This window comes from Robertmurraya sp. FSL R5-0851 (assembly GCF_038002965.1).
In the GTDB taxonomy this organism is placed as follows: Bacteria; Bacillota; Bacilli; order Bacillales; family Cytobacillaceae; genus Robertmurraya_A; species Robertmurraya_A beringensis.
In genome coordinates this window covers 4,615,804-4,642,514 of the sequence record NZ_JBBOOE010000001.1, presented here as the reverse complement: position 1 = coordinate 4,642,514, position 26,711 = coordinate 4,615,804, and the positions used below count along the sequence as shown (strand labels likewise).

The window sequence follows — 26,711 nt, the reverse complement described above, 5'->3', positions numbered from 1 at the left end:
CATGGAGAGTTTTCCTTTTTTATATACCAATAACGATGTCCTTACGACTGTCATATCAGCACGTATTTTAAGAAAAGCACTTCAAAACGGGCCCCTACTTTCGAGGATGTCCGATTTTAATAAATTTTTACAGTTGCATTGTTGGAAAATTTACGAAAAAACTTTTACAATAAAGTTATGTCACAATAAAGGAGCACTGTATGAAAGAGATCCTCATCCTAACGAAATTATTTCGAGCGAATGGAAATCGCGAGAATGCTTATTATATGGAAAAATATATGCGAAACCAGTTTCCTTTTCTAGGAATCAAAACGCCATTAAGACGAGAGCTTATGAAGCAGTTTTTTGAGGAAACGGGTATATTAAAACAGCCATATAATGAAGAGTTTGTCGAAGAGGTCTGGGCCCTTCCAGAAAGGGAGTTTCAAGCAGCTGCACTTGATTATATGGAAAAATCGTTAAAAAAGCTGGAAAAAAGGCATCTGCCTGGAATTGAAAAGCTCATCACCACCAAGTCATGGTGGGACACGGTTGATGTTCTCGCTCCCAAAGCAGTCGGAAAAATAGCAGCCGATCATCCAGAAGTAATTAAAGAAACGATTGATAATTGGGCGTATGGTGATGATTTATGGTTAAGGCGCGCAGCAATTCTTTTTCAGCTAAAATATAAAAAGAATACAAATGAAGAGCTTTTGTATCGTTATTGTAAAGAAAACGCCGACAGCAAGGAGTTTTTTATACAAAAGGGGATTGGCTGGGCATTGCGTGAATACTCAAAAACGAATCCGAGCAGTGTAAAGAATTTTATTGAGCGCACGTCTTTATCTAAGCTCAGCATTCGTGAAGGTAGTAAATACATATAGAGGTGGAACTGATTATGATTAAATGCATCGCTAGTGATATGGATGGAACATTATTAAACTCAAAGCAGGAAGTATCCGAAAAGAACCTCGAGGCGATTCAAAAAGCATTGAATTCAGGCGTAGAAGTGGTTATTGCAACGGGTCGCTCCTACGAAGAGGCTATGTCAGTTTTACAAGAATCTGGCTTACAGCTACCGCTTATTTGTGCCAATGGGGCAGAGATTCGAACAAAAGAAGGCGAAATTGTCAAAGCTCATCCCTTAGATCACAAAATCGCGAAACAAGCAGCCGATGTGTTAAATCAAGAAGGCGTTTATTACGAAATTTATACAAGTGAAGGTACTTACACTGTCGATTATGATAAGGGCGTTGAGATCATTATTGATATCTTTACAACTGCAAATCCTGAGCTTTCGAGAGAGCTTGTGGAAGAAGAAGCGCAACATAGATATGAGAAAGGCTTGGTTCATATTGTGGATAGCTATGAGCCAATTTTAAACGGAGAAAAAACCATTTATAAGCTATTAGTTTTCCATAAGGATCATAGCTTTTTAGATGAGGTGGAGCAAAAGCTTAAGCAAATTGATCATCTAGAAGTAACCTCTTCAGCATTTGGGAACTTAGAGCTGATGAACACACAATCCCAAAAGGGTATTGCATTAGCTGAGTTCGTGGAAGAAAGGGGAATTGCCCTACAAGACACCATGGCGGTTGGCGATAATTATAATGATTTATCCATGTTTCGAGTGGTTGGCCGATCAGTAGCCATGGGCAATGCAAACGAGGATATTAAAGAACAATGCACTCACGTAACATTGAGAAATGACGAAAGCGGTGTAGGGGAAGCCATCCTAAAAGCATTAGCTGAGTAAAATAGAAAGGCTTGAGGAAAAATCCTCAAGCCTTTTCTTTCGGTGCTAATCCATGCAAAATAAATTGAATCGTTGCTTCGATTTCTTGTTCATCATCCCAAGCTAGCTCGGGAAAAAGAAGATAACGACCGATTAGGAAACCAAAAATACTGGAAGCGGTCATCCGAACCACTTGATAAGGAGGAAGGTCAATCAGTTGCCCGTTCTCTTGATAATGCTTGATAATAGCTTCCATTCTTTCGTAAACCTTAATCGCAATATGCTCCTTGAATTGCTTTTGTAGTTCTGGTTGAAAAGGGAGTTCCTGCAGAACAATTTTGAACAAGGGAATGTTGGCATTTAGAAACGCGGCCCGATTATGAATCATAGCCCGTAAAAAATCTTCTAAGCTTTCAAAATCCTGGTTCAACACTTTATTCAAATCTTTTATCACGAAAGGTGCAATTAGCTTTGCCATCATGGGAGCAACAATCGATAACAAGAGATCCTTTTTTGTTTTATAATGGCGGAAAATGGTCCCTTCGGCAACACCTGCTTTCTTTGCGATTTCACTCGTGGAGGTAGCGGCGTAGCCTTTTTCAGCGAAGGATTCAATAGCAGCTTCGAGAATGAACTTTTGTTTATCGGTAAGATTTTCGTTTTTATCTATAATCTCATCAATCATATGATTATCTGACATATAAACTCCTTGTTAAATAGAACGGTATTTTTTTAGGGCAAGGATGTTTAGAACCATGAAAAGAAGTGAAAATCCTGCTAACATAAGCAAATCAAATGAAATCTCACCCCACCCATACCCTCTTATCATAACATTTCTTAAGGCGTCTGCTCCATAGTACAAGGGAGTGAGTGGGCCAATCCAGCTTAAATAATCAGAAATGGTTTCTAGATTAAATAATCCGGAGAAAAGTAGTGTGGAACAATCACAAGCGGAATAAACTGAATCATTTGTAACTCATTGTTAGCGAATGCCGACAATAGGACCCCGAGCGTTAAGGCGGTCAGAGATAAAAGTAAGGTGATGACAAGAACATAAACGAACGCACCCTCCATCATCATTCCAAGAACATAGATGGCATAGGAGGCAATAATGGTCGCTTGTATCATCGTGAAAATTCCAAAACCAACCACATAGCCAATGACGATTTCCCATTTTCGAAGGGGACTGCAGAGCAGCCTCTCAAGCGTTCCAGTCGTTCGTTCACGTAAAAAGGAAACCCCAGCAATAAGAAATACGAAAAAGAAGATGAAAAATCCTAACAACACGGGTCCAAACGAATCAAACTGGCTCATCTCGCTTGAACCGTGAAGATAGTTGACTTCAAGCATGGTAGCGGAAGAGTCAGGCTGCATGGACTTCAGTGACTCTTGTAGCCACTTCATCGTCGCTCCGTTGATGGTCGGGTCACTACCTTCTAACGTTAGCTGAAGAGAGGTACCTGACATACTCACATAGCCATCAATGCTTCGTTCCTTTAAGGCAGTCTTTGCTTCGTTGGTTGTTTCGTATTGGTTGATGGTTGCTTCATCATCATCAAGCTGTTCTACAAGGGGAGCAGGAACGTCAACGTAACCTACTTTTGGTGAGTAGCTTTCTCCATTAAAGACGAGATGAAGCATCGTTAAAACAAGAATGGGAGCCATAATGAGCAGTAGCATCGTTCGTTTATCACGAACAATTTGTTTTAAAATTCTTCTTACAAGGGCCATGATGCGCATCAGTTCCCACCTCCATAACTCAAAAAGGCATCTTCAAGACTCGTACTGTTCATGCTTTCTTTTAGGGCTTGAGGAGTACCGACAGCGATTAAGTGTCCATCCCTTATCATCCCTAATCGATCGCACTTATCTGCCTCATCCATGACATGTGTGGTGACAATAATGGTTACTCCACGCTGTTTTAGCTCATAAAAGGAAGCCCAAATGCTCTTTCGAAGCACAGGGTCAATCCCAACCGTAGGTTCATCTAAAATTAATAACTTTGGTTCATGGATAAGAGCGATTGCCAGCGAGAGTCGTCGCTTCATTCCTCCTGAGTAATTAGACACTTGTTTATCAATATGATCACTTAGCTGAACAATCTCCATACAAGCTTGAATTCTTTCTTTTTGACGTGCTCCATTTATTCCGTATAAAGATGCAAAAAACTGAAGGTTTTCTCTTGCCGTTAGTTCCCCGTATAGGGCATCCGATTGAGCCATATACCCGATTTTTGAGATTACCTCAAGTGAGGGCATTAAGATGCTAAAGACTTTGTTTTCCCCAGTTGAAGGAAGCTCAAGTCCCACTAGCTGCTTCACGAGTGTCGTTTTCCCTGCACCGGATGGACCAAGTAACCCGAAGATTTCTCCTTCGTTAATATCTAAATCAATTCCTTTTAATACTTCTTGCTTTCCAAAGTGCTTTGTCACCTGATCAATTTGGACGATTGGATTCATGTGAATCCCTCCTTATAATAAAAGTGAGTAATCACTCACTACTATCATAAGCGAAACTTTTTCAAATGAAAAGGGAGATTTTGTGAATATTTTCGACAGAGGTTTTCTTTTGATTTTAGTATAATAAGGACAAACAATCGTCTCGAGGTGCATAATAATGGCTGATTTTCGAGTAAGTGAGATCATTCACCGACCAATCGAAGAAGTATTTAGTTATCTATCAAACCTAGAACATGCTACAGAACTATTGCCGTTTGTGACGGATATGGAGAAATTGTCTAATGGACCAGTCGGACATGGAAGCCGATTCTTGGAAACAAGGCTTGTAAGAAGAAGGAGTATTCAAGCGGAAGTTCACATTACCGAGTTCGCTCGACCCACTTCCTTTACTTCAAAAAGCGTATCCAATGGAGTAGAAATCCTATATCACTATACTTTTTCGGCGATTGAGGAAGGTACCCAGGTTGAGATGAAGGCCGAAGTCAAAACGGGAGGTTTTTTAAGCTTCCTTACGAAAAAACAGTTAGTTAAAATAATTAAAAATGAAGATGGCGGACAATTACAAAAGTTAAAAGAAGTACTTGAGACAGAAGCAGTTCATAGATAAAGAAAGAGCCCACAGGCTAGGAATCCTGTGGGCGAAGATTTAAAATTTATACGTCCAGAAACGTTCGTTATTTACCCAAGCAATCATGTCGGGGTCATTTGCTTTAAGCTTTTCGGCCATATTTTGAATCATTAATTGCGTTTGCGACGCATGAGCCTTGATCGTGGCAATTTTCTGATCAGATACAGCAGTGACATCATTGACGATGTCTGGTGCTCCGAGCTCATCCAATGTGTTTTTTGAAAAAGCTACACAGTGCAGATTTGGTCTTTTTTCTGGAGCTAATCGCCCGACGGCTTTCACGACCGCAGCCCCCGTCGCATCGTGGTCAGGGTGTACGGAATATCCTGGGTAAAACGTGATGATTAAGGACGGGTTCACATCCGCAATAATTTCTCCCATATGATCCGCTAATTTTTCAGGATCTTCAAACTCTACCGTTTTATCGCGATATCCAAGCATACGCAAATCTTGGATTCCAATCGATTGTGCTGCGTTTTGAAGTTCCAATTTACGAATTTGCGGGAGCGACTCTCTTGTTGCAAACGGTGGATTCCCTAAGTTCCGTCCCATTTCACCAAGTGTTAAGCATGCATATGTGACAGGTGCCCCGTTTTGGATATGCAAAGCAAGGGTGCCTGAAACGCCGAATGCCTCGTCGTCAGGGTGAGGGAATATAACTAAAATTTGACGTTCTTTTTCCATGATGCGCTCCTTTCTACTCAAATGGTGTTGGACTGATTTGGAAGGCAACTGCTAGTTTACCTTGATAATCATGTCCAGCCATTAATAATCTATTTTGATCATCTACTTCAAAATGAGTGATTCCTTCCGCATAAACCCAGCCAATGTTCAGCTTCAAGCCAATGCGGTAAGGCCCATTTCCTTTGATTTGACCAATCTCATATTTCACCAGTGCATTGCGAATAAATGCCCCTGAGGAAAAAAAGGATTCATCATTATGAGTCGCATACGCTCCATTTGTCGTTTCTAAATGTATATACACATCTTGGTTCGCAAGACGGTTTAGCTCTTTTTGAACTTCTTCCACTATGACGAGCTCCATGTTATTTCCTCCTTCACTTCGTTAACGCATGTAATAATCTTTATTTTACTAAAAACATGAGGGAAAAGCGAAAAGTAGGATTGGTTGATTTTACAACAAAATTGTGTTGGTAAGAGTTTTTGGTTTCCTTTTGCGGAAAGTTTAGGTATAATGAGAGCAATTTAAATAGTATTCCTTCGGGGTCGGGTGCAATTCCCAACCGGCGGTGATGAAGCAAGAGCTTCTTAGTCCGTGACCCGTTTGAGTGTTCATTCAAACGGTGGATCTGGTGAAACTCCAGAGCCGACAGTAAAAGTCTGGATGGGAGAAGGAAAAAAATTCTGGTTTATGTGTATGGGTGAAGTGTACCCATTTTTAGACCTTTATTTGACATTGCCATTTTTCTGACCCCGTTCCTTTATTGGTGCGGGGTTTTTATTTTTTTATGACTCCATTTCGAAGGAATATGGTGGCTACAGGTTATAAAAGAGTGTTTATGACTTGTTGCTAGGTGTAAATCAGGTTCAAAGGTCATAAACGATGATTTATGACACGTATGGAAAGAAAAAAGGGATGCGTAGGTCATAAAAGTTTGTTTATGACCTGTGTTGGTGAAGATTTCATCTCTAAGAGTCATAAGCATTTGATACAGTCTTACGAGAGATTCCCGAGGTTTTCGGAAATGCTACAAGAAGGAACTGGTAAAACGAGCGGTATAAGTAACTAAACCAAGGAAGGAGGCAAGAGATATGTTTACAGGGATTATTGAGGAAATTGGACTTGTAACCAATACAAAGAATACAGGACAATCTTCGGTGTTAACGATTGAGGCCAATCATATTCTTGCGGATGTAAAGCTCGGCGACAGTATCGCCGTAAATGGGGTTTGTTTGACGGTTACTTCTTTCACCTCTAACGCATTCACCGTTGATGTGATGCCAGAAACGATTAAGGCAACCAGCTTACGAGATGTGGAACCAGGGTCCCATGTCAACCTGGAAAGGGCGATGGCGGCTGGCGGCCGATTTGGTGGTCATTTTGTGTCGGGGCATGTGGATGGCCTCGGGGTGATTAAAGAAAAGAGAGAAGTTGCCAACGCTGTGTACTACGAGATAGAAGCAGCGAGCGATCTCTTACACTACATTATTGAAAAAGGGTCCGTTACGGTAGATGGGACAAGTTTAACCGTTTTTGGTGTGTCAGAGACAAGTTTCCTTCTTTCGCTGATCCCGCACACGTTATCGGAAACGATAATTGGGCGAAAAGGGGCTGGGGACATCGTAAATATTGAGTGCGATATGATTGGCAAGTACATTTCACACTTTTTATCCAAACAATCCACTCAAACCATTCAAAAGAGTTCTTCTCTCACCACTCAATTTCTAGAGGAAAATGGGTTTAAATAAGGAGGAAAAGACATGTTTAATTCGATTGAAGAAGCATTGGAAGACTTAAAGAATGGAAAAGTAATCATCGTCTGTGATGATGAAGATCGAGAAAACGAAGGGGATTTCCTTTCGTTAGCGGAAAAAACAACTCCAGAGGTCATCAATCTAATGGCCACGCATGGAAGAGGGTTAATCTGTGTTCCAATCGAAGAAGAGCTAGCTCAGAAGCTCGAGCTCATGCCGATGGTAGCAAGAAACACCGATCCCCATGGGACAGCCTTCACCGTTAGTATTGATCATAAAAGCTCAACGACTGGTATATCGGCCTTTGAGCGTTCGGATACCATCTTACAAATGCTCAACCCTGAATCTAAGGCAGCTGATTTTAAACGCCCAGGTCATATTTTTCCACTCATTGCAAAAAAAGGCGGGGTGCTTAAGCGTACGGGTCATACGGAGGCGGCTGTTGACTTGGCCATATTATCCGGAGCAAAACCAGCAGGGGTTATTTGCGAGATCATGAATGAAGACGGGAGCATGGCACGTGTTCCACAGTTAAAAGAGATTGCTGATAAGTTAAATGTTAAAATGATTACGATTAAAGATTTGATCGAGTATCGTAACCGCGAAGATCGCTTAATTCAAAGAGAAGTCGAAATTGAGCTTCCTACCGAGTTTGGCCAATTCCGAGCTGTGGGTTATTCCAATTTGATCGATGGCAAAGAGCATGTGGCTTTAGTAAAAGGAACCATTGACCCTAGCAAACCAGTTCTTGTTCGCGTTCACTCCGAATGTTTAACGGGGGATGTGTTCGGATCGTATCGCTGCGACTGCGGTCCACAGCTACATTCGGCATTAAGTCAAATTGAGCAAGAAGGTGCAGGAGTGTTACTGTATTTGCGTCAAGAAGGTCGAGGACTGGGACTGTTGAACAAGTTAAGAGCGTATAAGCTGCAAGAGGAAGGTTACGATACGGTTGAAGCGAACGAAAAGCTTGGCTTTGGTGCCGATTTAAGAGAATACGGGATTGGAGCTCAAATTTTAAAAGATTTAGGAATTAGTCAAATTCGACTGTTAACGAACAATCCTCGAAAAATCAAAGGATTAAAAGGGTATGGATTGGAAATTGTCGATCGCGTGCCGATCCAAATGAAATCACGAGAAGAGAACGAAAAGTATTTAAAAACAAAACAAAGTAAATTAGGACATTTACTACACTTTTAGGAGGAATGGATTATGGGAAGAAGTTTTGAAGGAAATTTAGTTGGCAGTGGGTTAAAGGTTGGAATCGTTGTAGGTCGTTTCAATGAGTTTATTACAAGCAAATTGCTTAGCGGAGCACAAGATGCTCTGAAAAGACACGGTGTGGCTGACGAAGATGTAGATGTGGCTTGGGTACCAGGTGCATTTGAAATTCCACTAATCGCTCAAAAAATGGCACAAAGCAAAAAATATGATGCAGTAATCACATTAGGAACGGTTATTCGTGGATCCACTCCACACTTCGATTATGTATGTAATGAAGCAGCAAAAGGCGTACAGGCAACCACATTAAACACAGGTGTTCCTGTTATTTTCGGTGTGTTAACAACGAATACAATTGAACAAGCAATCGAAAGAGCAGGAACAAAGGCTGGAAACAAAGGCTGGGAATCAGCGGTTTCAGCGATTGAAATGGCGAATTTAGGTCGTATGTTTGAATAAAAATAGATGAAAGCCGCTGGAATTAAACCTCCAGCGGCTTCTATTTTATGCGTTCACTTTTGCACCAAAAGTACGGTACGCACCGTGCATCGTTGGTCCAACATATTCATTTAACTTAAATCCATGTGCGATCGCCGCTGTAATGAAGTCTTTTGCTGTCGCAACAGCGTCCTTCACGGAAGCTCCTTTTGCAAGCTCGGCTGTAATAGCTGAAGAGTAAGTGCAGCCTGCGCCATGAATGTAAGTGGTGTCAATTTTTTCACTTTCTAATAAAGTAAATTCTTCGCCATCAAACAGAAGATCAACTGCTTTTTCATGATTTAGCTTACTTCCACCCTTAATTAATACATACTTGGTACCAAGGGCATGAATCTTTACCGCTGCTTGCTTCATATCTTCAATCGTACGAAGAGGAGGTGTTTGGGCCAGCTGACTTGCTTCGAATAGATTTGGGGTGACAACAGTTGCTCGTGGTACTAGGATTTCACGAAGAGCATCCGTAGTTTCTGGGTGCAATACTTCGTCTTCGCCTTTACATACCATAACTGGATCAATAACGACGGTTTGAAGTTGGTTTTCATCGATTACCTTAGCAGCTAGTTCAATGATTTCTACTGTACCTAACATGCCTGTCTTCATTGCATCGATTCCTACGGAAAGAATCGTTTCAAGCTGTGCTTCTAGCGTTTCAATCGCGATAGGGAACACATGGTGATGCCAATGATTTTTAGGATCCATTGTTACAATCGTTGTTAGAGCGGTCATTCCATATACACCAAGCTCCTGGAATGTTTTTAAATCTGCCTGAATGCCAGCGCCTCCGCTTGTGTCAGAACCAGCGATTGTCATTACCTTTTTTAATGTCATGTGTTGAACCTCCTATGAGCTTTATTTTTTCATCATAGTCTAGTTTCCTAGATGTTTCTAGTATTTTCTTTCGGTTACCTAAATTAGTAATAAACTGTGCTGAATTTGTAAATAAAGGCGAGCACACTTAATAGTCTTTCTCCTCTTTCCATATTAAAATAGAGGCATATATTCTTTAAGAAAGGTGGACGATGAGCCTGAGTAGAACAGGGATTATTTTAGCAGGTGGACAATCAAGTCGTATGGGACAAAACAAGGCATTGATGATGATAGATGGTGTGCGGGTCATCGACAGAATTGCAAACGAACTTGAAAAAATCACGGATGAACTTCTTATCGTCACCAACACGTTTCAAACGTATGAATATTTGAACATACCGATGGTTGAAGACGAGCAAAAGGGGAAAGGTCCCCTTGCCGGAATACAAGCAGGGCTTAAAGCTTCCAGGTCCGAGAAAAACTTAATAGTGGCCTGTGATATGCCGTTTATCTCTTCAAGCCTGGGGGATTTTTTACTAGAGGAGTTAAAAGACTACCAAGTAGCCATACCAAAGCTTGAAGGTCGAATGCATCCTTTGTTTGGTGCGTATCGAAAGGATGCATTACAAGCAGTTTCGCAGTCTTTAGAAAAGAACGAGCTTCGTATCATGAGCCTCCTTCAAAACCTTCAGGTGAGATATATTTCAGAAGATATCTTGAATAGAAAAGGCATCCTTATAAAGGAAACCGCTGTTTTTAATATGAATGATCAAATAGAGTATGAAAAAGCGTTAAAGCTGGATCGTGATGGAACCTCGTTTTGTGAGAACAGCGGAGGAATATGATACAATCGAGTCAGTTTAAAGAACGAAAGGGAGGTGCAGACATGAATTTTGAAATATCTAAAGAGCCCCTTGATACGCAATCGATTATTGATAAAGTCGTTCAAAGGGAAGCGGGAGCTATTACGACGTTTATTGGTACGGTAAGAGAATTAACCGCTGGAAAAAAGACTTTATACTTAATTTATGAAGCATATGAGAGCATGGCTGTTAAAAAGCTGGAGCAAATTGGACGTGAAATCGAAGAACGCTGGCCGGGAGCAAAGGTGGCGATCTCGCATCGAGTGGGGAAGCTAGAAATTACGGATATAGCTGTTGTCATTGCTGTATCTACCCCCCATCGTGCAGATGCGTATGAGGCCAATCGTTATGCCATTGAGCGAATCAAGGAGATTGTTCCTATTTGGAAAAAAGAGCATTGGGAAGACGGAGAAGAATGGATCGGAAATCAACTTGAAACGGTTGCTTATCCAAAAGGAAAACCAGAGGAGAGTGATCTAAATGAATAAAGTCATGTTTTTCGCTCATCTGCGTGATGCGGTTGGGGAAGAATCGGTATCGGTAGACCTTACAGGGAAAACTGTTGCAGAGTCTAAAGTAATTCTAAGTGAGCAGTATGGAGTGAATTTGGATTCCGTTATGGCAGCTGTAAATGAAGAATTTGCTGGTGACGAAGATGTGTTGATTGATGGAGATGTGGTTGCGTTTATACCACCAGTTAGTGGGGGCTAAGTAGAATAGCTGAGCTGGACAGAGGAAGGAGGTTTTTAGCATGGATGATCGGTACTCGAGGCAAATTCTTTTTTCACCGATTGGAAAAAGTGGACAGGACAAGCTAGGCTCTAAGCATGTGCTGATGATCGGTGCTGGTGCACTTGGATCGGGAAATGGTGAAGTGCTTACGCGCGCGGGTGTAGGGAAGCTAACGATTGTGGATCGAGATTATGTGGAAGCGAGCAATCTCCAAAGACAGCAGCTGTACACAGAAGAAGATGTTCGAGAGAAGCTTCCGAAGGCGATTGCAGCTGAAAAGAGATTGAGAGCTATAAACAGCGAGATTGAGATTGTGCCGATTGTTGGCGACGCATCGCCTGACATCTTAGAGGAGCTTGTTGTGGATGTGGACTTGATCTTGGATGCGACGGATAATTTTGAAACGCGAATGGCCATTAACGATATTTCTCAAAAGTATAAAATCCCTTGGATCTATGGTGCATGTGTAGGAAGCTTTGGTATGAGCTTTACGATCATTCCTGGCAAAACTCCTTGCTTGAATTGTTTGCTGAAAAGAATTCCTATTCAAGGAATGACCTGTGATACAGGAGGAATCATTGGACCGGCTGTGCAGATGGTCATTGCTCATCAATCAGCAGAGGTTCTGAAGATTCTGGTGGAAGATTGGGAGGCGGTTCGTGATTCATTCGCGAGCTTTGATTTATGGCGAAATCAATACACGAGCATGAAAATGGGAAAAGCGAAGGACCCGGGATGCTTGTCTTGTGGGGATCTTCGAGAGTATCCGTATCTCGATAAGGAGAATCTTTCACGCTCAACAGTCCTTTGTGGTCGTGATACGGTGCAAATTCGCCCTCCACGACAAAGTGAGTTGAATTTAGCGGACTTAGCGGATCAACTAGTAAGGTTGGGGTACGTGGTGAAGGCAAATCCGTATTTGCTTTCGGTTGAAATGGACGAGCAGCGTGTGGTTCTTTTTAAAGACGGTCGGGGGCTTGTTCATGGGACGAAGGATATGAGTCAGGCGCGGTCAATTTATCAGAGATTGTTGGGGTAGTTTGGTAGTAGGAGAGACGATTTTTGAGTGCTTACTTATTAAAAGACACAAGAAAAGACGTATGAATACGTCTTTTCTTTATTTATTAACATTTCTACATTCGGTCCGCGCATTTATCGGTTGGCAGATCAGGTTAAGCACACCCGAGCTGGTAAATAGACGGAGAAATTCCGCTTAAATAGTGATTATGGTTAAAAAAGCCCTAAATAGAAGGAGAGATTCCGCCTATTGGCTCAAAAACTACGAAAAAAAGGAGATTTTGCTTTGCATAAGTGGAAAACCTCCGCTTATTTCCCCCGAAATAAGCTCCAATCTGTATCTAACCGGAAATTCTCCGCTTATTCCACTTTTGCTGGTCACTCGATTAAGGACAAGCCATCATATTTAATCTACTAATATCTTCTATACGACTTCTTTCTGCAAAATTCTACAAAATCCATCGTCAACCGTTATAATAAATTCTAGGAGTTTGTAAGGAGGGTGAAGATGAACGAGAAAGAGGTACAGTCGCAATTAGAGGCCTTGCAGAAGGAGCTTACGGAAGCGAAGCAACAAATGGCGGCCTCGCTTGCATTCAACGAGATACACCATCACAATCAATCAAAAGTGAGAGGTATTCCGAAATCAATAGTATGGAAGTTGTTGGGAATGGTCCTCTCCATTCTAGTTATAATCGGAATCATTTTCACGATAAAAGGGACCCATCAAGCTACCGTACAATCGGGTAGTTTCATAGAGCAAATAAAAGACTTGTCGTCCCTAGCGTCATCACAGGCGTACGTGAAGGCGGTAATTGAAAAAGAGGACAACCAGCTGTTTGGGAAGGATATTAGCACAAATCTTCCGGGAACAAAAAGAAAGTTTCTTCTTATTATCCCAGGCACTGTTACAGCGGGAGTCGACTTAGCGGGAATCACTGAGACCAATCTCCATGTTAACGAAGAAGAGAAGATAATAGAAATCAAGCTTCCACAAGCCTCTATTATCCAAGAGCCCACACTAGATTTTGACCAAGCTCAGGTGTTTTCCGTGGAAGGAATCTTTCGGAATGAAGTGAATTGGAATGAGGCTTACGAGCTCGCAGAGGAGGCCAAGGGGCTTGTAAAGGAAGAGGCCATTTCTCAAGGGCTCATTCAGGTGGCAGAACAAAATGCAGAGAAAACATTTACGGAGTTTTTCTCAGCCCTTGGATATCGAACGGTGATCACATATGAAGAGTAATTGGAATGGCTGGGAGTCCTACATCGGGGACGAGTTTAAAAAGGAATACTTCACTAAGCTAGAACACATGATTGAAGAGGAGTATGAACAGTATACGGTCTATCCGAAAAGAGAGCACATCTTTTCTGCATTACAGTACACAAGGTATGAGCAGGTGAAGGTCGTCATACTTGGTCAGGATCCTTATCACGGCCCAGAGCAAGCTCATGGCCTGAGCTTCTCGGTCCTGCCAGGTGTTCCTACGCCTCCATCGTTAAAAAATATTTTCAAAGAGTTACAGAATGATGTTGGCGCACCCGTACCAAACCACGGGTATTTAAAAAAATGGGCCGATGAAGGGGTTCTTTTGTTAAACACGGTCTTAACCGTTCGATCAGGTCAGGCACATTCTCATAAAAAAATGGGCTGGGAAATCTTCACGGATGCAGTGATTACCAAGCTTAGTGAAAGACAGAAACCGATGGTGTTTGTGCTATGGGGGAAACCTGCACAAGAGAAAAAGAGATTGATTTCGGACCACCATCATATCATTGAAGCTCCGCATCCAAGCCCACTTTCTGCTCATCGTGGCTTCTTTGGGAGCCGACCGTTTTCAAAGGCAAATGACTGGCTGAAAGAGAAGGGCTACACAGAGATTGATTGGACCATCAAATGAGATAGGAGGGGATTACATGAAGGTAGAAAGAAAGGACTGCTTTAAGTGTCAGTATTTCTACGTGACCTGGGATCCTCATTTTCCAAAGGGATGCAAAGCATTTGGATTTAAAACAAGGCAGCTTCCGTCGGTAGAAGTAATGAAAAGCTTCGGGACAGGCTTGCCTTCGTTTTGAGAAAAAGTAACGCTATTCTTTGGAAATATCAGTGACAGGTCGTATACTATAGGGTAGACAAGGGTATGAGGTGAATGAATTGGATATTAGTGTGCAAAAGCTACTTTTAAAAATGGAACAGGAGCTGCTGGCAGCCAAAGCAAGTGGGACGAATTCACAAGTGAGAGAACGAGTTCAAGCGATCAAAACGTTATGCGAGCTTGTCCTTGAAAGCCAATCGGGTGAGACCAGACGTGAGCTACCTCGAGTAAATCCTGTGATTCCAACAAACGAAAGGCAAATTCTAACTCCTTCACCCCTTCAAACACAGCCGAAAAAGTTGCAAATAGACGATGAAAGCAATGGAGATTCACTGTTTGATTTTTAACATAATGAGGTGGAGAGGTTGAAAACATTTATTATCATTGGAGCCATTAATGCTTTTTTAGCAGTGGCATTGGGGGCTTTCGGGGCCCATGGTCTAGAAGGTCGAGTGGAACAAAAATATTTAGAGATTTGGAAAACCGGAGTCACGTATCAAATGTTTCATGCTACTGGCTTACTGATTGTAGGTGTATTGCTTGGACGCTTGCCGGCAAACGCGCTTTTATCTTGGTCAGGCTGGATGATGTTAATTGGTATCATTCTTTTTTCAGGTAGCTTGTACGTTATGACATTAACGAAAATTAGCATCCTTGGTGCAATTACACCATTAGGGGGCTTGGCGTTTTTAGCTGCATGGATTTTAATCATAGTAGCAGCAGTAAAATATTTGTAAACAACAAGGAGCATCCTGCAATTGAAGGATGCTCCTGTTTTTATGCGTTATTAGCGAGGAGGATAAGAAGCTAATCCAGGAACAAAGCCAGGATAGTCATACTCAAGTTCCTCATCAAAGGTTGCATAGGCGAAGTATACCATTGGAATTAAGTATCGCATACCGGTTTGTGGATCGCTTAAGATTAAGTGATCACGCCCAGCAGCTTCAATAATTCCCTTAAAGGTCCTTGCTAAGCCTTCATCGTTTCCGTCAAAATTGGTGTACACAGTAGTTAGCTTTCCTTTGTTTAGACGAAAGATGTTTTCAATATACGATTCCTCTAGCGGCAGCATACCTGGCACTTGAGGACCAGCTGTTGGCGCGTTAAAGGCGCCTGTGTAACCTGGAACAGCTCCAGCAGGTGGAAGTGTTGAACCCGCTGGCATAGTAGGATATGCTTGGGGTGCACCGTATGTAGGCGCACCGGTGCCAGCGCCGGCTACTTGGCCTGCTGGCGGATATTTTGGTGCACTTGGCTGGATGGGGGCTCCAAAATAAGGTTGTTGGTACCCTGTTTGTCTGTAGAAAGCATTTGGATCATAATTTTGTGACAAAGAAATCCCTCCAATTAGTAATCGTATTTAATATACTTTTGGACAATCCTGCTGGGATGGACTGAAGAAGCAGTGTGCCTTAAAACGACCTGTGTTCCACTGGTTATACCACTGAGCGGGACAAGGGCCCGATGGTCTAAAAAACCAAAGAGCATTTGAAGCGGGATGAAATCGCTCCCCTTTTATTACACGTCTTGCAAGCTTTATCTCATTTTTTCTTGCAGCTTGGTAAAAGTAACCTTTGACGGTTGCTTCAAATCCACCCGGACGCTGAAAGACCATTTTTTGTATGTCACGAATGTCTTTAAAATCCAGACACTGTCCTCTTACTCTGTTCACACCAACATTTCCAACTAACAGCATACCTAAATTTCCTTCGCCTTCCGCTTCTGCTCGAATTAATCGGGCCAAAAGCTTTACATGCTCTTCTGTGTAAGGGATCACACCCATGAATTTCACCTCTCTTCGTGTTGTACCTTCTGTGGTGAGATGAAAGGGTCAAATAAAGGAACAGCTCACTAATTCATTCGTATGTGAAGGGAAATTCTTTTATTCCTAGGAAATAGAAAAAACCCCCTAGCAAAAGCTAGAGGGTTCATAAATGCTTAGTTTACGTGTAAGAAGCTATGTAGACGATCAATTTCTAGTAAATTTCCTATAAAGAAGGCACCAAATTCACCGTAACGTGCACTCACTTCATCAAAGCGCATTTCGTACACGAGCTTTTTAAATTGTAAAGCTTCATCTGAGAAGAGTGTTACTCCCCATTCGTAATCGTCAAAGCCAACAGATCCGGTAATGATCTGCTTTACTTTTCCTGCATACCGTCTACCAATCATCCCGTGACTGCGCATCATGGAACGGCGTTCTTCCATCGGTAGCATGTACCAGTTGTCATTTCCTTGGCGACGCTTGTCCATTGGATAGAAGCACACATGCTTTGCTTTTGGTAGAGTTGGATACAAACGAGCAAGGATTTCAGGGCTTTGATAAGGGTCCTGATCAGCTGGAAGATAGTTGCTTAGCTCTACTACAGATACATAAGAATGAGCTGGAATGGTATATTCAGCAAGCATCGTCTTATTGAATTCTGTTTCGATTTCATTTAATTCTTCCATCGTTGGACGTAAAATCATCATCATAAAATCAGCTTTTTGACCAACAATTGTATATAAAGCATGGCTGCCTTCTTTCTTATCTTGAGTGGCATTCCATTTTTCTACTAAACCTAAAAATTCATGAATCGCGGTTTGTCTGTCGTCGCTTGATAGTAATTTCCAAGCACTCCAGTTAATTGTACGGAAGTCATGTAAACAATACCAGCCATCAAGGGTTTGTGCTGCTTCTGCCATTTGTTTCACTCCTTATTAGAATTATTATAATGTACAAAACATACTATACCATAGTTTCACCAGTAAACGTGTGAATAAAACCTGAATTTTCACTATGGTTTGATTTAAAAAGGATATTTTTAATGAGAATGGCAGATAGTAAAGAAGATAAGGATTTTTGTGGACTATTCAGAAAACAAAAACTTTTTATGTGGAAACGGTAACAATCTGTGAAACGGTTGAAATTTTATGTGGTAAGCGTATGCTAAAGGTATAGTACATAAGGGAGGATTCGTCATGAGCGACCTATTTACAGGACTGAAGGAAAAAGTAAGTGGACAAAACATTAAAATCGTTTTTCCTGAAGGTTTAGACGAAAGAATTATTAATGCAGCTGGACGTTTAGCTGAAGAGAATGTTTTAACGCCTATTTTAATAGGAAATATAGAAGCAATTGAATCAAAGGCAAAAGAATTAGGCGTGTCTTTAGAGAAGGCTGAAATCTACGATCCAAGTCAATTTGCAATGATGGATGAGTTAGTGGCATCTTTTATTGAAAGAAGAAAAGGGAAAGTAACGGAAGAGGATGCACGCAAGATTTTACTTGATGAAAATTACTTTGGAACGATGCTTGTTTATTCAAACAAAGCGGACGGACTAGTAAGTGGTGCAGCCCATTCAACAGCTGATACGGTAAGACCTGCGCTTCAAATCATCAAAACAAAAGAAGGCGTTCGTAAAACATCAGGTGTATTTGTTATGGTACGCGAAGAGGAAAAGTATGTGTTTGCTGATTGTGCAATCAATATTGCTCCAGATGCACAAGACTTAGCTGAAATCGCTGTAGAAAGTGCAAAAACAGCAAGAATGTTTGATATCGAGCCGAGAGTGGCTATGCTTAGCTTCTCAACAAAGGGTTCTGCGAAATCTCCAGAAACGGAAAAGGTATCTGCTGCTGTTCAAGAAGCAAAGCTTAGAGATCCTCTTCTTGTATTAGATGGAGAGTTCCAATTTGATGCTGCGTTTGTTCCTTCTGTAGCAAAGAAAAAAGCTCCAGACTCAGTAATTCAAGGGGATGCGAACGTATTTGTTTTCCCAAGCTTAGAAGCTGGTAATATTGGTTACAAAATTGCTCAGCGTTTAGGAAATTTTGAAGCAGTTGGACCTATTTTACAAGGCTTAAACCGCCCTGTGAACGATCTTTCTCGCGGTTGTAACGAGGAAGATGTATACAAGCTGTCACTTATCACAGCTGCTCAAGCATTAAGTCAATAATTACTAGTGAGCCAGTTCTCTTTAACTGGCTCTTTTCTATGGTAAAATAAAGGCAAGAAAACACGAGGAGACGGAAACGATGGAAGAAGCGCAGAAACTATTAAACCAGCCTACCTGGCGAATTATTGATCAATCAAGTACGGGACTTCATATGAGTGCTCTTCATTCGTTTGGGTATGATGATACGCTCTGCGCCTCGATTGGTACCAAGGGAGCACCAGCGACGGTTCGGGCTTGGGTTCATGCTGATACCATTGTACTTGGAATCCAAGATACTAGATTGCCTTATATAAGTGATGGATTACAGTACTTGAAAGGTCGAAACTACGAGTATATCGTTCGGAACTCAGGTGGATTAGCTGTTGTCCTCGACGAGGGAGTTCTCAATCTATCAATTATTCTCCCAGAACAGGAAAAGGGAATTGATATCAATCGCGGATACGATGCGATGTGGACGCTTATTCAAGAGATGTTTGCTGATTTTGAACGCTCGATTGAGGCTCGAGAAATTGTAGGATCATATTGTCCGGGAAGCTATGACTTAAGCATTGATGGAAAAAAGTTTGCTGGAATCTCACAGCGGCGTTTGCGAGGCGGTGTGGCGGTTCAAATCTACCTTTGTGTAACGGGAAGTGGAAGCGAACGTGCCAAGGTTATTCAAGAGTTTTATAATCGAGCTACTAAGGGGGAAGAGACGAAATTCTCTTATCCAAAAATAAAGCCAAGGGTTATGGCTTCTTTATCTGAATTGTTTGGGGTTTCACTTACGGTTCAAGATGTAATGCTAAGGCTATTGCTCACCTTGAAAAAGAAGGCAGGGATCTTGCAAGCGGGCGTGTTAACGGAAGAAGAATTGCAAATGCTTGATTCGTATGTCTTAAGAGTCGTGGAGCGGAATGATAAATTTTTAGTTGAGGCGAATGAATAAGAGAAGTACAAAAGCCGTACCCAATAAAGGTACGGCTTTTCAACTAAGAGATATTATTGCCTACTCTCCCAAAATATATCTATTTTCTACTCAGCAATCTTTTCGAGATTTCCATTTCGGTCCATTTTGAATTTAGTGGCTGGGCGGTCTTCTTCTTCCTCTAACACCACTAGTTTACGAGCGCGATTCATGATTTTCATTAATGTCTCGTAATCTTCCTGGATGATTTCTGTATTTTGCTCAAGATGATTAATTTTTCCTTCTAGCTCTTCATTACGTCTCTTCAATGAAGCGATTTCGCGCTTCAGTCTCTCATTCTCACTTTTTAAAATATCCACTTGAATATTAGACCCACCTAGTGATCGTAGATACGAGATTACCGTTTCCATATTCATGTCTCTTGGAGCTTGCGTTTGTGATGCGACCGGGCTTGGTAAGGCCACTTGTGTAACGCTTTGAGCGATCTCTGCTGGCTCAATAGCCATTTCTTCTGAGAAATTTGGTACTTCATAAGTTTCTACTTCAGCTGCTGCAATTGGGCCAACTTCTTCTAGTGTTGGAACTGGTGGTGAGTATAATAGTTTCTTTTTCCCACCCTGGTCTTTTCCTAGTATTCTTTGACGCTGCTTTCGTTGCTTTTTAGCTAATTGTAATGCTTTTTCGTAGCGATGCCTTACAACGGCATTCCAGCGGAAACCACATGCTGCAGAGGTACGATTAAGCTTGTCCCCAACCTCTTCAAATGCATTTAGCTGTGTGCTTCCTTCTCTAACATGTCGTAAAACGGTTTCAGCTAGTAATAAGTCATTTTCATCTGTCCATGCATCTTGTCTAACTTTCATTCTACTCAACTCCCTAACCAGAATACATTTTCAAGTTCTTAGTTAAAGCATGACCACATGCGGCTGGTTTTATACAAATTGATTGCAAGGATAGTAGAGTTTTTTTCGAAAATATTTAAGATTTGACTAGATAGACAGGTTTTTTATGGATATTCGGCTAAGGATTACAGCTTGCATTAGGAGAAAAGAAACGGTAAAATACCGTTTAGATTATTAAAAAGAGTTTACTTGGCTTAGTTTGCACCGAAGAAAGGGTTGTAATATAGATGGCAAATGAATTTCGTGTGTGTGACGATTGTCAGGCCGTAAATTTAAAAACGTTGATTCCTCGACTAAAGGATATGGATCCTGAGGCAACGATTGAAATTGGCTGCCAATCATACTGCGGACCAGGGAGAAAGAAAACATTCGCATTCGTGAATAACCGTCCCCTTGCTGCGCTAACAGAAGAAGAATTAATGGATAAAATTAATAAGAAGCTGAAAAAATAAAATCACCTATTGGTACGGAAGATAGGTGGTTTTTTCTTTGATTATTTGTCTGATGGGATGCAAAATCGAGCCTTTATTTCGATAGAAATACCAGCGAAGAGAATGCAGCCCATCAGACATGTTACTACCCGAGTTGGGGAGAAAAAGGTTGAATGTTGTCTTCTAAATTTGTCGAAATTCTGTAGATTTTTTCCTTTTTTAGGGTGAATTGTAGAATGAATCAAGTTATAATAGTTTAAAGATAGATAGGAAGAGGGATTCTACAGTGGCATATTCACAGGAAAAGCTAGTGGAGGAAAAGGTTTTTAAAGATCCCGTTCATCGTTATGTACATGTGAGAGACCGTGTGATTTGGGATTTGATTGGTACGAAGGAATTCCAACGTCTACGCCGGATTAAGCAGCTTGGAACGACATATCTTACATTTCACGGGGCAGAGCATAGCCGTTTTAACCATTCGCTCGGAGTCTATGAAATCATTCGTCGCATTATTGATGATGTATTTGATGGACGACCGGAGTGGAACAGTGAGCAGCGTTTGCTTTCACTTTGTGCTGCACTCCTTCACGACCTCGGACATGGTCCCTTTTCGCATTCGTTTGAAAAAGTATTCGACCTCGATCATGAAGCTTTTACACAAAAGATTATTCTTGGCAACACAGAAGTAAATAGGGTTCTTACAAAGGTAAGCAAGGATTTCCCGAAGATGGTCGCTGAGGTGATCGCCAAAACCTCACCGAACAAGCTCGTGATTAGCTTGATTTCTAGCCAGATTGACGCGGATCGTATGGATTATTTACAGCGTGATGCGTACTTTACAGGTGTGAGCTATGGGCATTTTGATATGGAACGGATTCTACGCGTGATGCGGCCAAAAGAAGATCAAGTCGTGATCAAGCAAAGTGGTATGCATGCAGTGGAAGACTACATCATGAGTCGATACCAAATGTATTGGCAGGTGTACTTCCATCCCGTTACTCGTAGTGCAGAGGTCATTTTGACCAAGATTCTCCACCGTGCCAAGCATTTGTACCAAAAAGGCTACCAATTTAAGCACGAACCGATTCACTTTTATTCTGTATTTGCTGAAAATATTACCCTTTATGACTATTTGAAATTAGATGAAGCCGTTATTCTCTATTACTTCCAAATGTGGGAAGAGGAAGAGGATTTGATCTTGCGTGACCTGTGTGTCCGTTTTATGGATCGAAATTTGTTTAAATATGTGGAGTTTGACCCAGCGAAAGAATATAAGAAGCTAAGCGAGCTTTCTACCTTATTTGCTAAGGCGGGTCTTGACCCGGAGTATTATTTAGTCGTTGATTCCTCGTCAGACTTACCATACGACTTTTATCGACCAGGTGAGGAAGAAGAGCGCCTGCCGATTCAACTTCTTATGAAAAATGGAGAAGTAAGAGAGCTTTCAAGAGAATCTCAGATCGTTGATGCCATTTCAGGGAAAAGAAGAACAGACCATAAGTTGTATTTCCCTGCAGATCTTTTAAAGGACGATTCATCTAAAAAGAACATTAAAAAGCAAATTCGCAACTTACTAGACCTATGAGATAGGTGCTTGATATAAATATAGAAGTAGGAGAGGGTCTCATTGTTAAAGGATCATGCCAAAATAATGCAAGCTTTTGCAGCGGCAGGGGAAATTGTTGGTCGGAAAAAACTGCAAAAAATGATTTATATAGCGAAAAAAGTAGATTTTCCTTTCCAAGAGAGGTTTCAGTTTCACTTTTATGGACCTTACTCCGAAGAGTTGACCCTTCGTGTAGAAGAGCTATGCAATATGGGCTTTCTTAACGAGGTGAAGGAGAAAAAGGGCGGTTACATGCAGTACCGCTACTCCTTAACAGATGAGGGTATGGAATTTTTAAATATGAACCTAGTGGAACTTCCGGCTTTAGAGGATTGTTTAACCGACATGAATAGCCAGAATGCTAGGTTTCTAGAACTCGTATCAACCGTACTTTTCTTTGACGATTTAGAAGTAGAGGAAGTAAAGGAAAAAATCTTTACTCTAAAGAGCAAGCAAAAATACACCGAAGACGAAATTAAGCAGGCGTATGAATATATTGAAGCATTAAAGGGGAAAGTGGTCCCTGTATAAAAGAGAGGCTTGGACTTTTTATGTCCAAGCCTCTTTTGTAAAAAATATGTTGTCGGTTGTTATGCAGAATCGAGCCTGTATTCCAATAGGAATACCAGCGAAGAGAATGCATAACAACCGACACCCAAAAACTAATTTTACTCGTCAGACAGCCTTTTTCCAGCAATCCCATAATTATTTTTCGTCATTTCATCAATGAATACAACGACTTTCTTAGCAGGTGCTCCCGTTGTTTCCACGACAGCAGCGGTTACTTTTTCCACAAGAGCTTTCTTTTGGTCGTCAGTACGGCCTTCTAGCATTTTTACAGTTACGTATGGCATGATGATTGCCTCCTTGAGAGATATGTAAGTTCTTCTTAACCTAATCATAATGTTCCAAACGTGAGAAAGGAATACTCATTTTTCCATTTATCCTATATTTCATGTATAATTTGGCTAAGTAGAGTCTTCGAAAAGGAGTTGACGTGTTGGAGCAATTATCTAGGTTTTTAGCTTTTGATATAGAAATGATTCCATACGTGGTTATTACGTTGATCGTAGCGTTTTCTGTCCATGAATTTGCCCATGCGTGGGTGGCCTATAAGTTTGGGGATGATACGGCGAAAAATCAGGGCAGACTAACTCTAAATCCGATGAAGCACTTGGACCCCTTTGGCACATTGTTAATTTTTATTATAGGCTTCGGTTGGGCAAGACCTGTTCCAGTCAATCGCTTTTTCTTTAAAAATCCTCGGTTAGCAAGTATTCTTGTATCAATAGCAGGGCCCCTTAGTAATCTAATGCTATCCGTTCTTGGCTTTGTGTTATTGTATGGATTGGTGGCTACTGGTGCGGTGGAAACTCTACCCTCATACGTGTTTGAGTTTCTTAATATATTTTTGTATTTAAATGTTGCTTTATTTGTGTTTAATCTGCTGCCATTTCCACCGTTAGATGGATATCGAATTATTGAAGACCTCGTACCGGTGAATGTACGGGCTAAAATGACACAGTATGAGCAATATGGAGCACTCATCTTTCTTATTTTAGTTATAACTCCACTTGATCAATATACGATTGATCCATTGTATTCGACAGTCGTTCCGTCGATTCTTTCGACTTTAGATCAGTTCTTTTATCAGTTATTTTTGTAGGAGGCGTTCATTTTTATGGAAGAAAAAAAGAAGAAGAGTATTGGTTTTAATATTATTAAAAGTGATCCAACCGAAGGGCATGGAGGATTTGGTGTTGGAGCTCTCTCCTTAGATAATGTTTCACCGGTTATTATTGATGTGGATGCCGGGGATGCGATCATTGATGTGGGTGCCATGCACGCAAGAAGTGTGGTGGAAAAAGGGATTAAGTTTTTAAAAACAAAGGAAGAAGTTCCAAACGCCAAGCCCTACTGGTTGGTTTGGGTCACAATTGACCGAAAGCAGGAAGGACCTTATTATGCGGGTGTGACGGCTTGCGAAATGACCGTAGACCGTGAAATTCGTCGTGGCTATAAGTCACTACCTGAGCATGTGAATCGCATGGATAAGTCGATTAAACGTCAGATCATCGTCGATCATATGGATAGTCGTTCAAAAGGAATTCTAACTGATTTTCTGAAAAATCATGATGCAGGTATGTGGGAAAGATCGGAAGAGAAACTGAAGACAGATCTTCAAGGATAGGAAATTATTCCAAAAAGGTTTTTTTAACAAATTGTTAGGAAATACTTGCCGTTTTCCGTTAAAAAAAGTAAACTTTAAACAGCGATAACACGCTATAGCACTAGGACAGAAAAAGCCCCGAGTACATGTGACTCGGGGCTTTTTCGTATATTTGAATAGTGATGGGTGGTTAGCTCCAATCGAAAATCCTCTTATACCACGTCTTTTTCTCTTTCTTTTCTTCTTTTTTCTTTTCAGTTGGCTTTTCGGCATCATGATCAAGATGATCGATGCAGTGCTTGGTTGGTTCTGTGCCTGCAATAAAATAGGTGAGTCGTTTGATTGGACAGTCATCGGTTGCTAGAAGGCCACTTTCAGGGTCAATATATACTCCAACGGTTCCTTTAGGGGCTTTGAAGTTTTTGATCGGCTCGTCAGCTAATGCGTCCTCCATATAGTTGACCCAAATATTTTTCGCGTACGATTTCTCGGCAACGATTTCAATTGGATTTCCTTGGTCATAACCGGTCCATACCGCGGTCACTAGCTGAGGAGAATAGCCGACCATCCAGCTATCAGAATCAGTGGAACCAGACTTTCCAGCATAAATTCGGGTCATATCATTGATCATCGAGCTGCCGGTTACATTGGAGTATCCATCGAGCTTCTTATCAAACATTCCTGTCATCATATGAGTCATAACGAACGCTTCCTCAGCTTTTAACACACGCTCATTTTTCTTTTCATACTCGTAAATGACTTCCCCACGATGGTCTTCCACTCTTTTTATAAGAACCGGGTTAACTTTTTTTCCACCGTTAGCAAACAAGCTATAGGCATTGGCCATATCAATCACCTTTACCCCACTAGTTCCAAGTGCCAATGACGGTACTTTTTCCATCGGAGTTGTAATTCCAAATTGCTTGGCTGTTTTTACGAGTGTTTCTTCGCCTAAAAATAAATGTGTTTTAACCGCATACACATTATCGGAAAGGGCGAGCGCTTGTGCCATCGTAATTTCTTTTCCCGCGTACTTATTATTAAAATTATGTGGTGTATACTCCGCTCGGTTATCGTCAAAACGGAAGGTCGTCATTTCGCTTCTCACTAATGAAGCTGGCGTAAATCCTTGTGATATCGCCGCATAATACAGAAGTGGTTTGATGGTAGATCCTGGTTGACGAACCGCTTGAACCGCACGGTTGAACGGGCTTTCCACGTAATCTCTTCCACCAACCATCGCCTTAACATACCCGTTTTTTGGATTCATCGACACAAGTGCTACCTGCAATTCAGATTCCTTTGCCATATGAGTAGAAACATTTTTCTCTGCTAACTCCTGCTGTTCGGTATCAAGTGTCGTGTACACACGAAGTCCACCAAGCTCAATTGTTCGGTCATCCAAACCTAAATCATTTTTTAATGCTTGCTTGACGGCATCCTGAAAATACGGGGCAATTTGTGTCACCGCATGGGAGTGCTCACCAATGAAGGATAAGGTTTCATGAATAGCTGCGTTTGCATCGGATTCAGTAATATATTTACTTTTTACCATCGAATCCAAAATAATTTTTTGACGGCTCTTTGCATTTTCCTCCGAAATAAGAGGAGAGTAGATGCTCGGTCCTTTTGGAATTCCAGCTAGCATAGAAGCTTCAGCTAGAGTCAAGTCAGCGGCATTTTTACCTAAATAATATTGACTCGCTGCTTGAATGCCATATGCTCCTTTTCCATAATAGATCGTATTTAAGTAACCTTCGAGAATCTCATTTTTAGTATAATTCATTTCGATTCGAATCGTGTACAGAGCTTCTAGTAGCTTACGCTTCCACGTTTTTTCATGCTCAAGAAATAAATTTCGGGCATACTGCTGACTAATCGTGCTTGCACCTTGAACTTTGGCCATTGCCTTGATGTCAGCAAGAGCAGCACCAGCAATTCGTTTAAAATCAAATCCGTTATGCTTGTAAAAGGATCGGTCCTCTATCGCCACGGTTGCTTCAATTAAATGGGGGGAAATTTCATCGATTCCTACCCAGTATCTTTTTTCTCCATTATTGCTTTCACCGATAACCTGCCCATCATCCGAGTAATATAGAGATGATTGAGGCACGGCAAGAGGAGGAGGGCCCTGCACCTTGGCGTATATAAGAACACCGGTTACTAATAAAACAAGTAAACCAAGTCCGATTGATCCAAGAATGAGTAAGGCACGTATGTATTTCATCGTTCTTCTAAACCGCTGATCCGTAATAACCTCCAAGGATTGACACCTCACCTTCAGATAG

Annotated in this window: 33 protein-coding genes, 1 pseudogene and 1 riboswitch; of the genes and pseudogenes, 22 read left to right on the top strand and 12 right to left on the bottom strand. The window is 41.3% G+C overall.

Annotation, left to right across the window (positions count from 1 at the left end; translation table 11 throughout):
- The first annotated feature begins 200 nt into the window (after positions 1-200).
- Both MKX65_RS23655 and MKX65_RS23650 read left to right on the top strand, forming a co-directional pair.
- Complete coding sequence (locus MKX65_RS23655) at positions 201-863, top strand: DNA alkylation repair protein (RefSeq protein WP_340906014.1); 663 nt, start codon at positions 201-203, stop codon at positions 861-863.
- Positions 864-877: 14 nt separating this feature from the next.
- Entirely contained in the window at positions 878-1,735 is an 858-nt protein-coding gene (locus tag MKX65_RS23650) for a Cof-type HAD-IIB family hydrolase (RefSeq protein ID WP_340906013.1), read from the top strand.
- 25 nt (positions 1,736-1,760) lie between these two features.
- Here MKX65_RS23650 and MKX65_RS23645 read toward each other — a convergent pair whose 3' ends face one another.
- From MKX65_RS23645 to MKX65_RS23635, 3 genes and pseudogenes are all read right to left on the bottom strand, one after another.
- Positions 1,761-2,414 (bottom strand): TetR/AcrR family transcriptional regulator, encoded by a 654-nt coding sequence (locus MKX65_RS23645; protein WP_340906011.1) that lies wholly within the window; start codon positions 2,412-2,414, stop codon positions 1,761-1,763.
- A gap of 12 nt (positions 2,415-2,426) precedes the next feature.
- A pseudogene (locus tag MKX65_RS23640) lies at positions 2,427-3,454 on the bottom strand (ABC transporter permease).
- On the bottom strand, positions 3,454-4,173 hold the full coding sequence (locus tag MKX65_RS23635) for an ABC transporter ATP-binding protein (protein ID WP_340906010.1): 720 nt from the start codon (positions 4,171-4,173) through the stop codon (positions 3,454-3,456). Before MKX65_RS23635 ends, MKX65_RS23640 begins: the two are co-directional and overlap by 1 nt.
- Positions 4,174-4,330: 157 nt before the next feature.
- On the opposite strand from MKX65_RS23635, the gene MKX65_RS23630 reads away from it, so the two are divergent.
- Positions 4,331-4,780 (top strand): SRPBCC family protein, encoded by a 450-nt coding sequence (locus MKX65_RS23630; protein ID WP_340906009.1) that lies wholly within the window; start codon positions 4,331-4,333, stop codon positions 4,778-4,780.
- Positions 4,781-4,819: 39 nt separating this feature from the next.
- Here the strand turns inward: MKX65_RS23630 and bshB2 are convergent, their stop codons facing one another.
- On the bottom strand, positions 4,820-5,485 hold the full coding sequence (bshB2, locus tag MKX65_RS23625; protein ID WP_340906007.1) for a bacillithiol biosynthesis deacetylase BshB2: 666 nt from the start codon (positions 5,483-5,485) through the stop codon (positions 4,820-4,822).
- Positions 5,486-5,498: 13 nt separating this feature from the next.
- Positions 5,499-5,846 (bottom strand): YojF family protein, encoded by a 348-nt coding sequence (locus MKX65_RS23620; protein ID WP_119710310.1) that lies wholly within the window; start codon positions 5,844-5,846, stop codon positions 5,499-5,501.
- A 168-nt stretch (positions 5,847-6,014) separates the two neighbouring features.
- Positions 6,015-6,162: riboswitch (FMN riboswitch) on the top strand.
- A 412-nt stretch (positions 6,163-6,574) separates the two neighbouring features.
- Between MKX65_RS23620 and ribE the strand changes: the two genes are divergently transcribed.
- From ribE to ribH, 3 genes are read left to right on the top strand one after another with little or no spacing between them, the layout of a single operon-like run.
- On the top strand, positions 6,575-7,231 hold the full coding sequence (ribE, locus tag MKX65_RS23615; RefSeq protein WP_160545908.1) for a riboflavin synthase: 657 nt from the start codon (positions 6,575-6,577) through the stop codon (positions 7,229-7,231).
- Positions 7,232-7,243: 12 nt separating this feature from the next.
- Positions 7,244-8,437, top strand: a complete 1,194-nt coding sequence (locus tag MKX65_RS23610; RefSeq protein WP_340906004.1) for a bifunctional 3,4-dihydroxy-2-butanone-4-phosphate synthase/GTP cyclohydrolase II — start codon at positions 7,244-7,246, stop codon at positions 8,435-8,437.
- 12 nt (positions 8,438-8,449) lie between these two features.
- A complete protein-coding gene (gene ribH / locus MKX65_RS23605) occupies positions 8,450-8,917 on the top strand; it encodes a 6,7-dimethyl-8-ribityllumazine synthase (protein ID WP_160545906.1) in 468 nt (155 codons plus the stop codon).
- A 45-nt stretch (positions 8,918-8,962) separates the two neighbouring features.
- On the opposite strand, the gene pdxK is transcribed toward ribH, so the two are convergent.
- Complete coding sequence (gene pdxK / locus MKX65_RS23600; RefSeq protein ID WP_340906002.1) at positions 8,963-9,784, bottom strand: pyridoxine/pyridoxal/pyridoxamine kinase; 822 nt, start codon at positions 9,782-9,784, stop codon at positions 8,963-8,965.
- Between the two features lie 191 nt (positions 9,785-9,975).
- Between pdxK and mobA the strand changes: the two genes are divergently transcribed.
- The 9 genes from mobA to MKX65_RS23555 all read left to right on the top strand — a co-directional run bounded on the left by mobA (position 9,976) and on the right by MKX65_RS23555 (position 15,205).
- Positions 9,976-10,608 carry a molybdenum cofactor guanylyltransferase gene (gene mobA, locus MKX65_RS23595; RefSeq protein ID WP_340906000.1) on the top strand — a complete coding sequence of 211 codons (633 nt, stop codon included), beginning with the start codon at positions 9,976-9,978 and terminating at the stop codon, positions 10,606-10,608.
- 41 nt (positions 10,609-10,649) lie between these two features.
- Complete coding sequence (locus tag MKX65_RS23590; RefSeq protein ID WP_160545904.1) at positions 10,650-11,114, top strand: molybdenum cofactor biosynthesis protein MoaE; 465 nt, start codon at positions 10,650-10,652, stop codon at positions 11,112-11,114.
- Complete coding sequence (gene moaD, locus MKX65_RS23585; RefSeq protein WP_340905998.1) at positions 11,107-11,337, top strand: molybdopterin converting factor subunit 1; 231 nt, start codon at positions 11,107-11,109, stop codon at positions 11,335-11,337. Before MKX65_RS23590 ends, moaD begins: the two co-directional genes overlap by 8 nt.
- Positions 11,338-11,377: 40 nt before the next feature.
- A complete protein-coding gene (locus MKX65_RS23580) occupies positions 11,378-12,397 on the top strand; it encodes a MoeB/ThiF family adenylyltransferase (RefSeq protein ID WP_340905997.1) in 1,020 nt (339 codons plus the stop codon).
- Between the two features lie 486 nt (positions 12,398-12,883).
- Positions 12,884-13,618, top strand: coding sequence for a DUF4230 domain-containing protein (locus MKX65_RS23575; protein WP_340905996.1), 735 nt, complete (start codon positions 12,884-12,886; stop codon positions 13,616-13,618).
- A complete protein-coding gene (locus MKX65_RS23570) occupies positions 13,608-14,273 on the top strand; it encodes a uracil-DNA glycosylase (protein ID WP_340905995.1) in 666 nt (221 codons plus the stop codon). Before MKX65_RS23575 ends, MKX65_RS23570 begins: the two co-directional genes overlap by 11 nt.
- A 16-nt stretch (positions 14,274-14,289) precedes the next feature.
- A complete protein-coding gene (locus MKX65_RS23565; protein WP_340905994.1) occupies positions 14,290-14,448 on the top strand; it encodes a uracil-DNA glycosylase in 159 nt (52 codons plus the stop codon).
- A 79-nt stretch (positions 14,449-14,527) separates the two neighbouring features.
- Positions 14,528-14,815, top strand: coding sequence for a YwdI family protein (locus tag MKX65_RS23560; protein ID WP_340905992.1), 288 nt, complete (start codon positions 14,528-14,530; stop codon positions 14,813-14,815).
- Between the two features lie 18 nt (positions 14,816-14,833).
- Positions 14,834-15,205 carry a DUF423 domain-containing protein gene (locus MKX65_RS23555; RefSeq protein WP_160545898.1) on the top strand — a complete coding sequence of 124 codons (372 nt, stop codon included), beginning with the start codon at positions 14,834-14,836 and terminating at the stop codon, positions 15,203-15,205.
- 50 nt (positions 15,206-15,255) lie between these two features.
- Here MKX65_RS23555 and gerQ read toward each other — a convergent pair whose 3' ends face one another.
- The 3 genes from gerQ to hemQ form a co-directional block, all read right to left on the bottom strand.
- Positions 15,256-15,801 (bottom strand): spore coat protein GerQ, encoded by a 546-nt coding sequence (gerQ, locus tag MKX65_RS23550; protein WP_340905989.1) that lies wholly within the window; start codon positions 15,799-15,801, stop codon positions 15,256-15,258.
- Between the two features lie 27 nt (positions 15,802-15,828).
- Positions 15,829-16,251 carry a cell wall hydrolase gene (locus tag MKX65_RS23545; RefSeq protein WP_340905987.1) on the bottom strand — a complete coding sequence of 141 codons (423 nt, stop codon included), beginning with the start codon at positions 16,249-16,251 and terminating at the stop codon, positions 15,829-15,831.
- A gap of 155 nt (positions 16,252-16,406) precedes the next feature.
- Positions 16,407-17,153 (bottom strand): hydrogen peroxide-dependent heme synthase, encoded by a 747-nt coding sequence (hemQ, locus tag MKX65_RS23540; RefSeq protein WP_340905986.1) that lies wholly within the window; start codon positions 17,151-17,153, stop codon positions 16,407-16,409.
- Positions 17,154-17,429: 276 nt separating this feature from the next.
- On the opposite strand from hemQ, the gene pta reads away from it, so the two are divergent.
- Positions 17,430-18,407: a phosphate acetyltransferase gene (gene pta / locus MKX65_RS23535; RefSeq protein ID WP_340905984.1), complete on the top strand. Its 978-nt coding sequence runs from the start codon at positions 17,430-17,432 to the stop codon at positions 18,405-18,407.
- A gap of 79 nt (positions 18,408-18,486) precedes the next feature.
- Positions 18,487-19,335 (top strand): lipoyl protein ligase domain-containing protein, encoded by an 849-nt coding sequence (locus tag MKX65_RS23530; RefSeq protein ID WP_160545894.1) that lies wholly within the window; start codon positions 18,487-18,489, stop codon positions 19,333-19,335.
- Positions 19,336-19,421: 86 nt separating this feature from the next.
- Here MKX65_RS23530 and MKX65_RS23525 read toward each other — a convergent pair whose 3' ends face one another.
- A complete protein-coding gene (locus tag MKX65_RS23525; protein WP_160545893.1) occupies positions 19,422-20,177 on the bottom strand; it encodes an RsfA family transcriptional regulator in 756 nt (251 codons plus the stop codon).
- 266 nt (positions 20,178-20,443) lie between these two features.
- On the opposite strand from MKX65_RS23525, the gene MKX65_RS23520 reads away from it, so the two are divergent.
- The 3 genes from MKX65_RS23520 (at position 20,444) to MKX65_RS23510 (ending at position 22,784) form a co-directional block, all read left to right on the top strand.
- On the top strand, positions 20,444-20,668 hold the full coding sequence (locus MKX65_RS23520; protein ID WP_066056936.1) for a DUF1450 domain-containing protein: 225 nt from the start codon (positions 20,444-20,446) through the stop codon (positions 20,666-20,668).
- A 265-nt stretch (positions 20,669-20,933) separates the two neighbouring features.
- Positions 20,934-22,232: an HD domain-containing protein gene (locus MKX65_RS23515; RefSeq protein WP_340905982.1), complete on the top strand. Its 1,299-nt coding sequence runs from the start codon at positions 20,934-20,936 to the stop codon at positions 22,230-22,232.
- A gap of 42 nt (positions 22,233-22,274) precedes the next feature.
- Complete coding sequence (locus MKX65_RS23510) at positions 22,275-22,784, top strand: YwgA family protein (protein ID WP_119710292.1); 510 nt, start codon at positions 22,275-22,277, stop codon at positions 22,782-22,784.
- Positions 22,785-22,921: 137 nt separating this feature from the next.
- On the opposite strand, the gene MKX65_RS23505 is transcribed toward MKX65_RS23510, so the two are convergent.
- Complete coding sequence (locus MKX65_RS23505; RefSeq protein WP_160545892.1) at positions 22,922-23,155, bottom strand: 2-hydroxymuconate tautomerase; 234 nt, start codon at positions 23,153-23,155, stop codon at positions 22,922-22,924.
- A 137-nt stretch (positions 23,156-23,292) separates the two neighbouring features.
- On the opposite strand from MKX65_RS23505, the gene MKX65_RS23500 reads away from it, so the two are divergent.
- Both MKX65_RS23500 and MKX65_RS23495 read left to right on the top strand, forming a co-directional pair.
- Positions 23,293-23,919 carry a site-2 protease family protein gene (locus MKX65_RS23500; RefSeq protein ID WP_340906375.1) on the top strand — a complete coding sequence of 209 codons (627 nt, stop codon included), beginning with the start codon at positions 23,293-23,295 and terminating at the stop codon, positions 23,917-23,919.
- 15 nt (positions 23,920-23,934) lie between these two features.
- On the top strand, positions 23,935-24,444 hold the full coding sequence (locus MKX65_RS23495; protein WP_160545891.1) for a YwhD family protein: 510 nt from the start codon (positions 23,935-23,937) through the stop codon (positions 24,442-24,444).
- A 169-nt stretch (positions 24,445-24,613) separates the two neighbouring features.
- Here MKX65_RS23495 and MKX65_RS23490 read toward each other — a convergent pair whose 3' ends face one another.
- Entirely contained in the window at positions 24,614-26,686 is a 2,073-nt protein-coding gene (locus tag MKX65_RS23490; protein WP_160545890.1) for a PBP1A family penicillin-binding protein, read from the bottom strand.
- Positions 26,687-26,711: the final 25 nt, after the last annotated feature.

Bases quoted from the DNA above. Each gene is read 5' to 3' on its own strand.
- MKX65_RS23655 (WP_340906014.1), top strand. From the start codon at position 201: ATGAAAGAGATCCTCATCCTAACGAAATTATTTCGAGCGAATGGAAAT.
- MKX65_RS23650 (WP_340906013.1), top strand. From the start codon at position 878: ATGATTAAATGCATCGCTAGTGATATGGATGGAACATTATTAAACTCA.
- MKX65_RS23645 (WP_340906011.1), bottom strand. From the start codon at position 2,414: ATGTCAGATAATCATATGATTGATGAGATTATAGATAAAAACGAAAAT.
- MKX65_RS23635 (WP_340906010.1), bottom strand. From the start codon at position 4,173: ATGAATCCAATCGTCCAAATTGATCAGGTGACAAAGCACTTTGGAAAG.
- MKX65_RS23630 (WP_340906009.1), top strand. From the start codon at position 4,331: ATGGCTGATTTTCGAGTAAGTGAGATCATTCACCGACCAATCGAAGAA.
- bshB2 (WP_340906007.1), bottom strand. From the start codon at position 5,485: ATGGAAAAAGAACGTCAAATTTTAGTTATATTCCCTCACCCTGACGAC.
- MKX65_RS23620 (WP_119710310.1), bottom strand. From the start codon at position 5,846: ATGGAGCTCGTCATAGTGGAAGAAGTTCAAAAAGAGCTAAACCGTCTT.
- ribE (WP_160545908.1), top strand. From the start codon at position 6,575: ATGTTTACAGGGATTATTGAGGAAATTGGACTTGTAACCAATACAAAG.
- MKX65_RS23610 (WP_340906004.1), top strand. From the start codon at position 7,244: ATGTTTAATTCGATTGAAGAAGCATTGGAAGACTTAAAGAATGGAAAA.
- ribH (WP_160545906.1), top strand. From the start codon at position 8,450: ATGGGAAGAAGTTTTGAAGGAAATTTAGTTGGCAGTGGGTTAAAGGTT.
- pdxK (WP_340906002.1), bottom strand. From the start codon at position 9,784: ATGACATTAAAAAAGGTAATGACAATCGCTGGTTCTGACACAAGCGGA.
- mobA (WP_340906000.1), top strand. From the start codon at position 9,976: ATGAGCCTGAGTAGAACAGGGATTATTTTAGCAGGTGGACAATCAAGT.
- MKX65_RS23590 (WP_160545904.1), top strand. From the start codon at position 10,650: ATGAATTTTGAAATATCTAAAGAGCCCCTTGATACGCAATCGATTATT.
- moaD (WP_340905998.1), top strand. From the start codon at position 11,107: ATGAATAAAGTCATGTTTTTCGCTCATCTGCGTGATGCGGTTGGGGAA.
- MKX65_RS23580 (WP_340905997.1), top strand. From the start codon at position 11,378: ATGGATGATCGGTACTCGAGGCAAATTCTTTTTTCACCGATTGGAAAA.
- MKX65_RS23575 (WP_340905996.1), top strand. From the start codon at position 12,884: ATGAACGAGAAAGAGGTACAGTCGCAATTAGAGGCCTTGCAGAAGGAG.
- MKX65_RS23570 (WP_340905995.1), top strand. From the start codon at position 13,608: ATGAAGAGTAATTGGAATGGCTGGGAGTCCTACATCGGGGACGAGTTT.
- MKX65_RS23565 (WP_340905994.1), top strand. From the start codon at position 14,290: ATGAAGGTAGAAAGAAAGGACTGCTTTAAGTGTCAGTATTTCTACGTG.
- MKX65_RS23545 (WP_340905987.1), bottom strand. From the start codon at position 16,251: ATGGGTGTGATCCCTTACACAGAAGAGCATGTAAAGCTTTTGGCCCGA.
- hemQ (WP_340905986.1), bottom strand. From the start codon at position 17,153: ATGGCAGAAGCAGCACAAACCCTTGATGGCTGGTATTGTTTACATGAC.
- pta (WP_340905984.1), top strand. From the start codon at position 17,430: ATGAGCGACCTATTTACAGGACTGAAGGAAAAAGTAAGTGGACAAAAC.
- MKX65_RS23530 (WP_160545894.1), top strand. From the start codon at position 18,487: ATGGAAGAAGCGCAGAAACTATTAAACCAGCCTACCTGGCGAATTATT.
- MKX65_RS23525 (WP_160545893.1), bottom strand. From the start codon at position 20,177: ATGAAAGTTAGACAAGATGCATGGACAGATGAAAATGACTTATTACTA.
- MKX65_RS23520 (WP_066056936.1), top strand. From the start codon at position 20,444: ATGGCAAATGAATTTCGTGTGTGTGACGATTGTCAGGCCGTAAATTTA.
- MKX65_RS23505 (WP_160545892.1), bottom strand. From the start codon at position 23,155: ATGATTAGGTTAAGAAGAACTTACATATCTCTCAAGGAGGCAATCATC.
- MKX65_RS23500 (WP_340906375.1), top strand. From the start codon at position 23,293: ATGATTCCATACGTGGTTATTACGTTGATCGTAGCGTTTTCTGTCCAT.
- MKX65_RS23495 (WP_160545891.1), top strand. From the start codon at position 23,935: ATGGAAGAAAAAAAGAAGAAGAGTATTGGTTTTAATATTATTAAAAGT.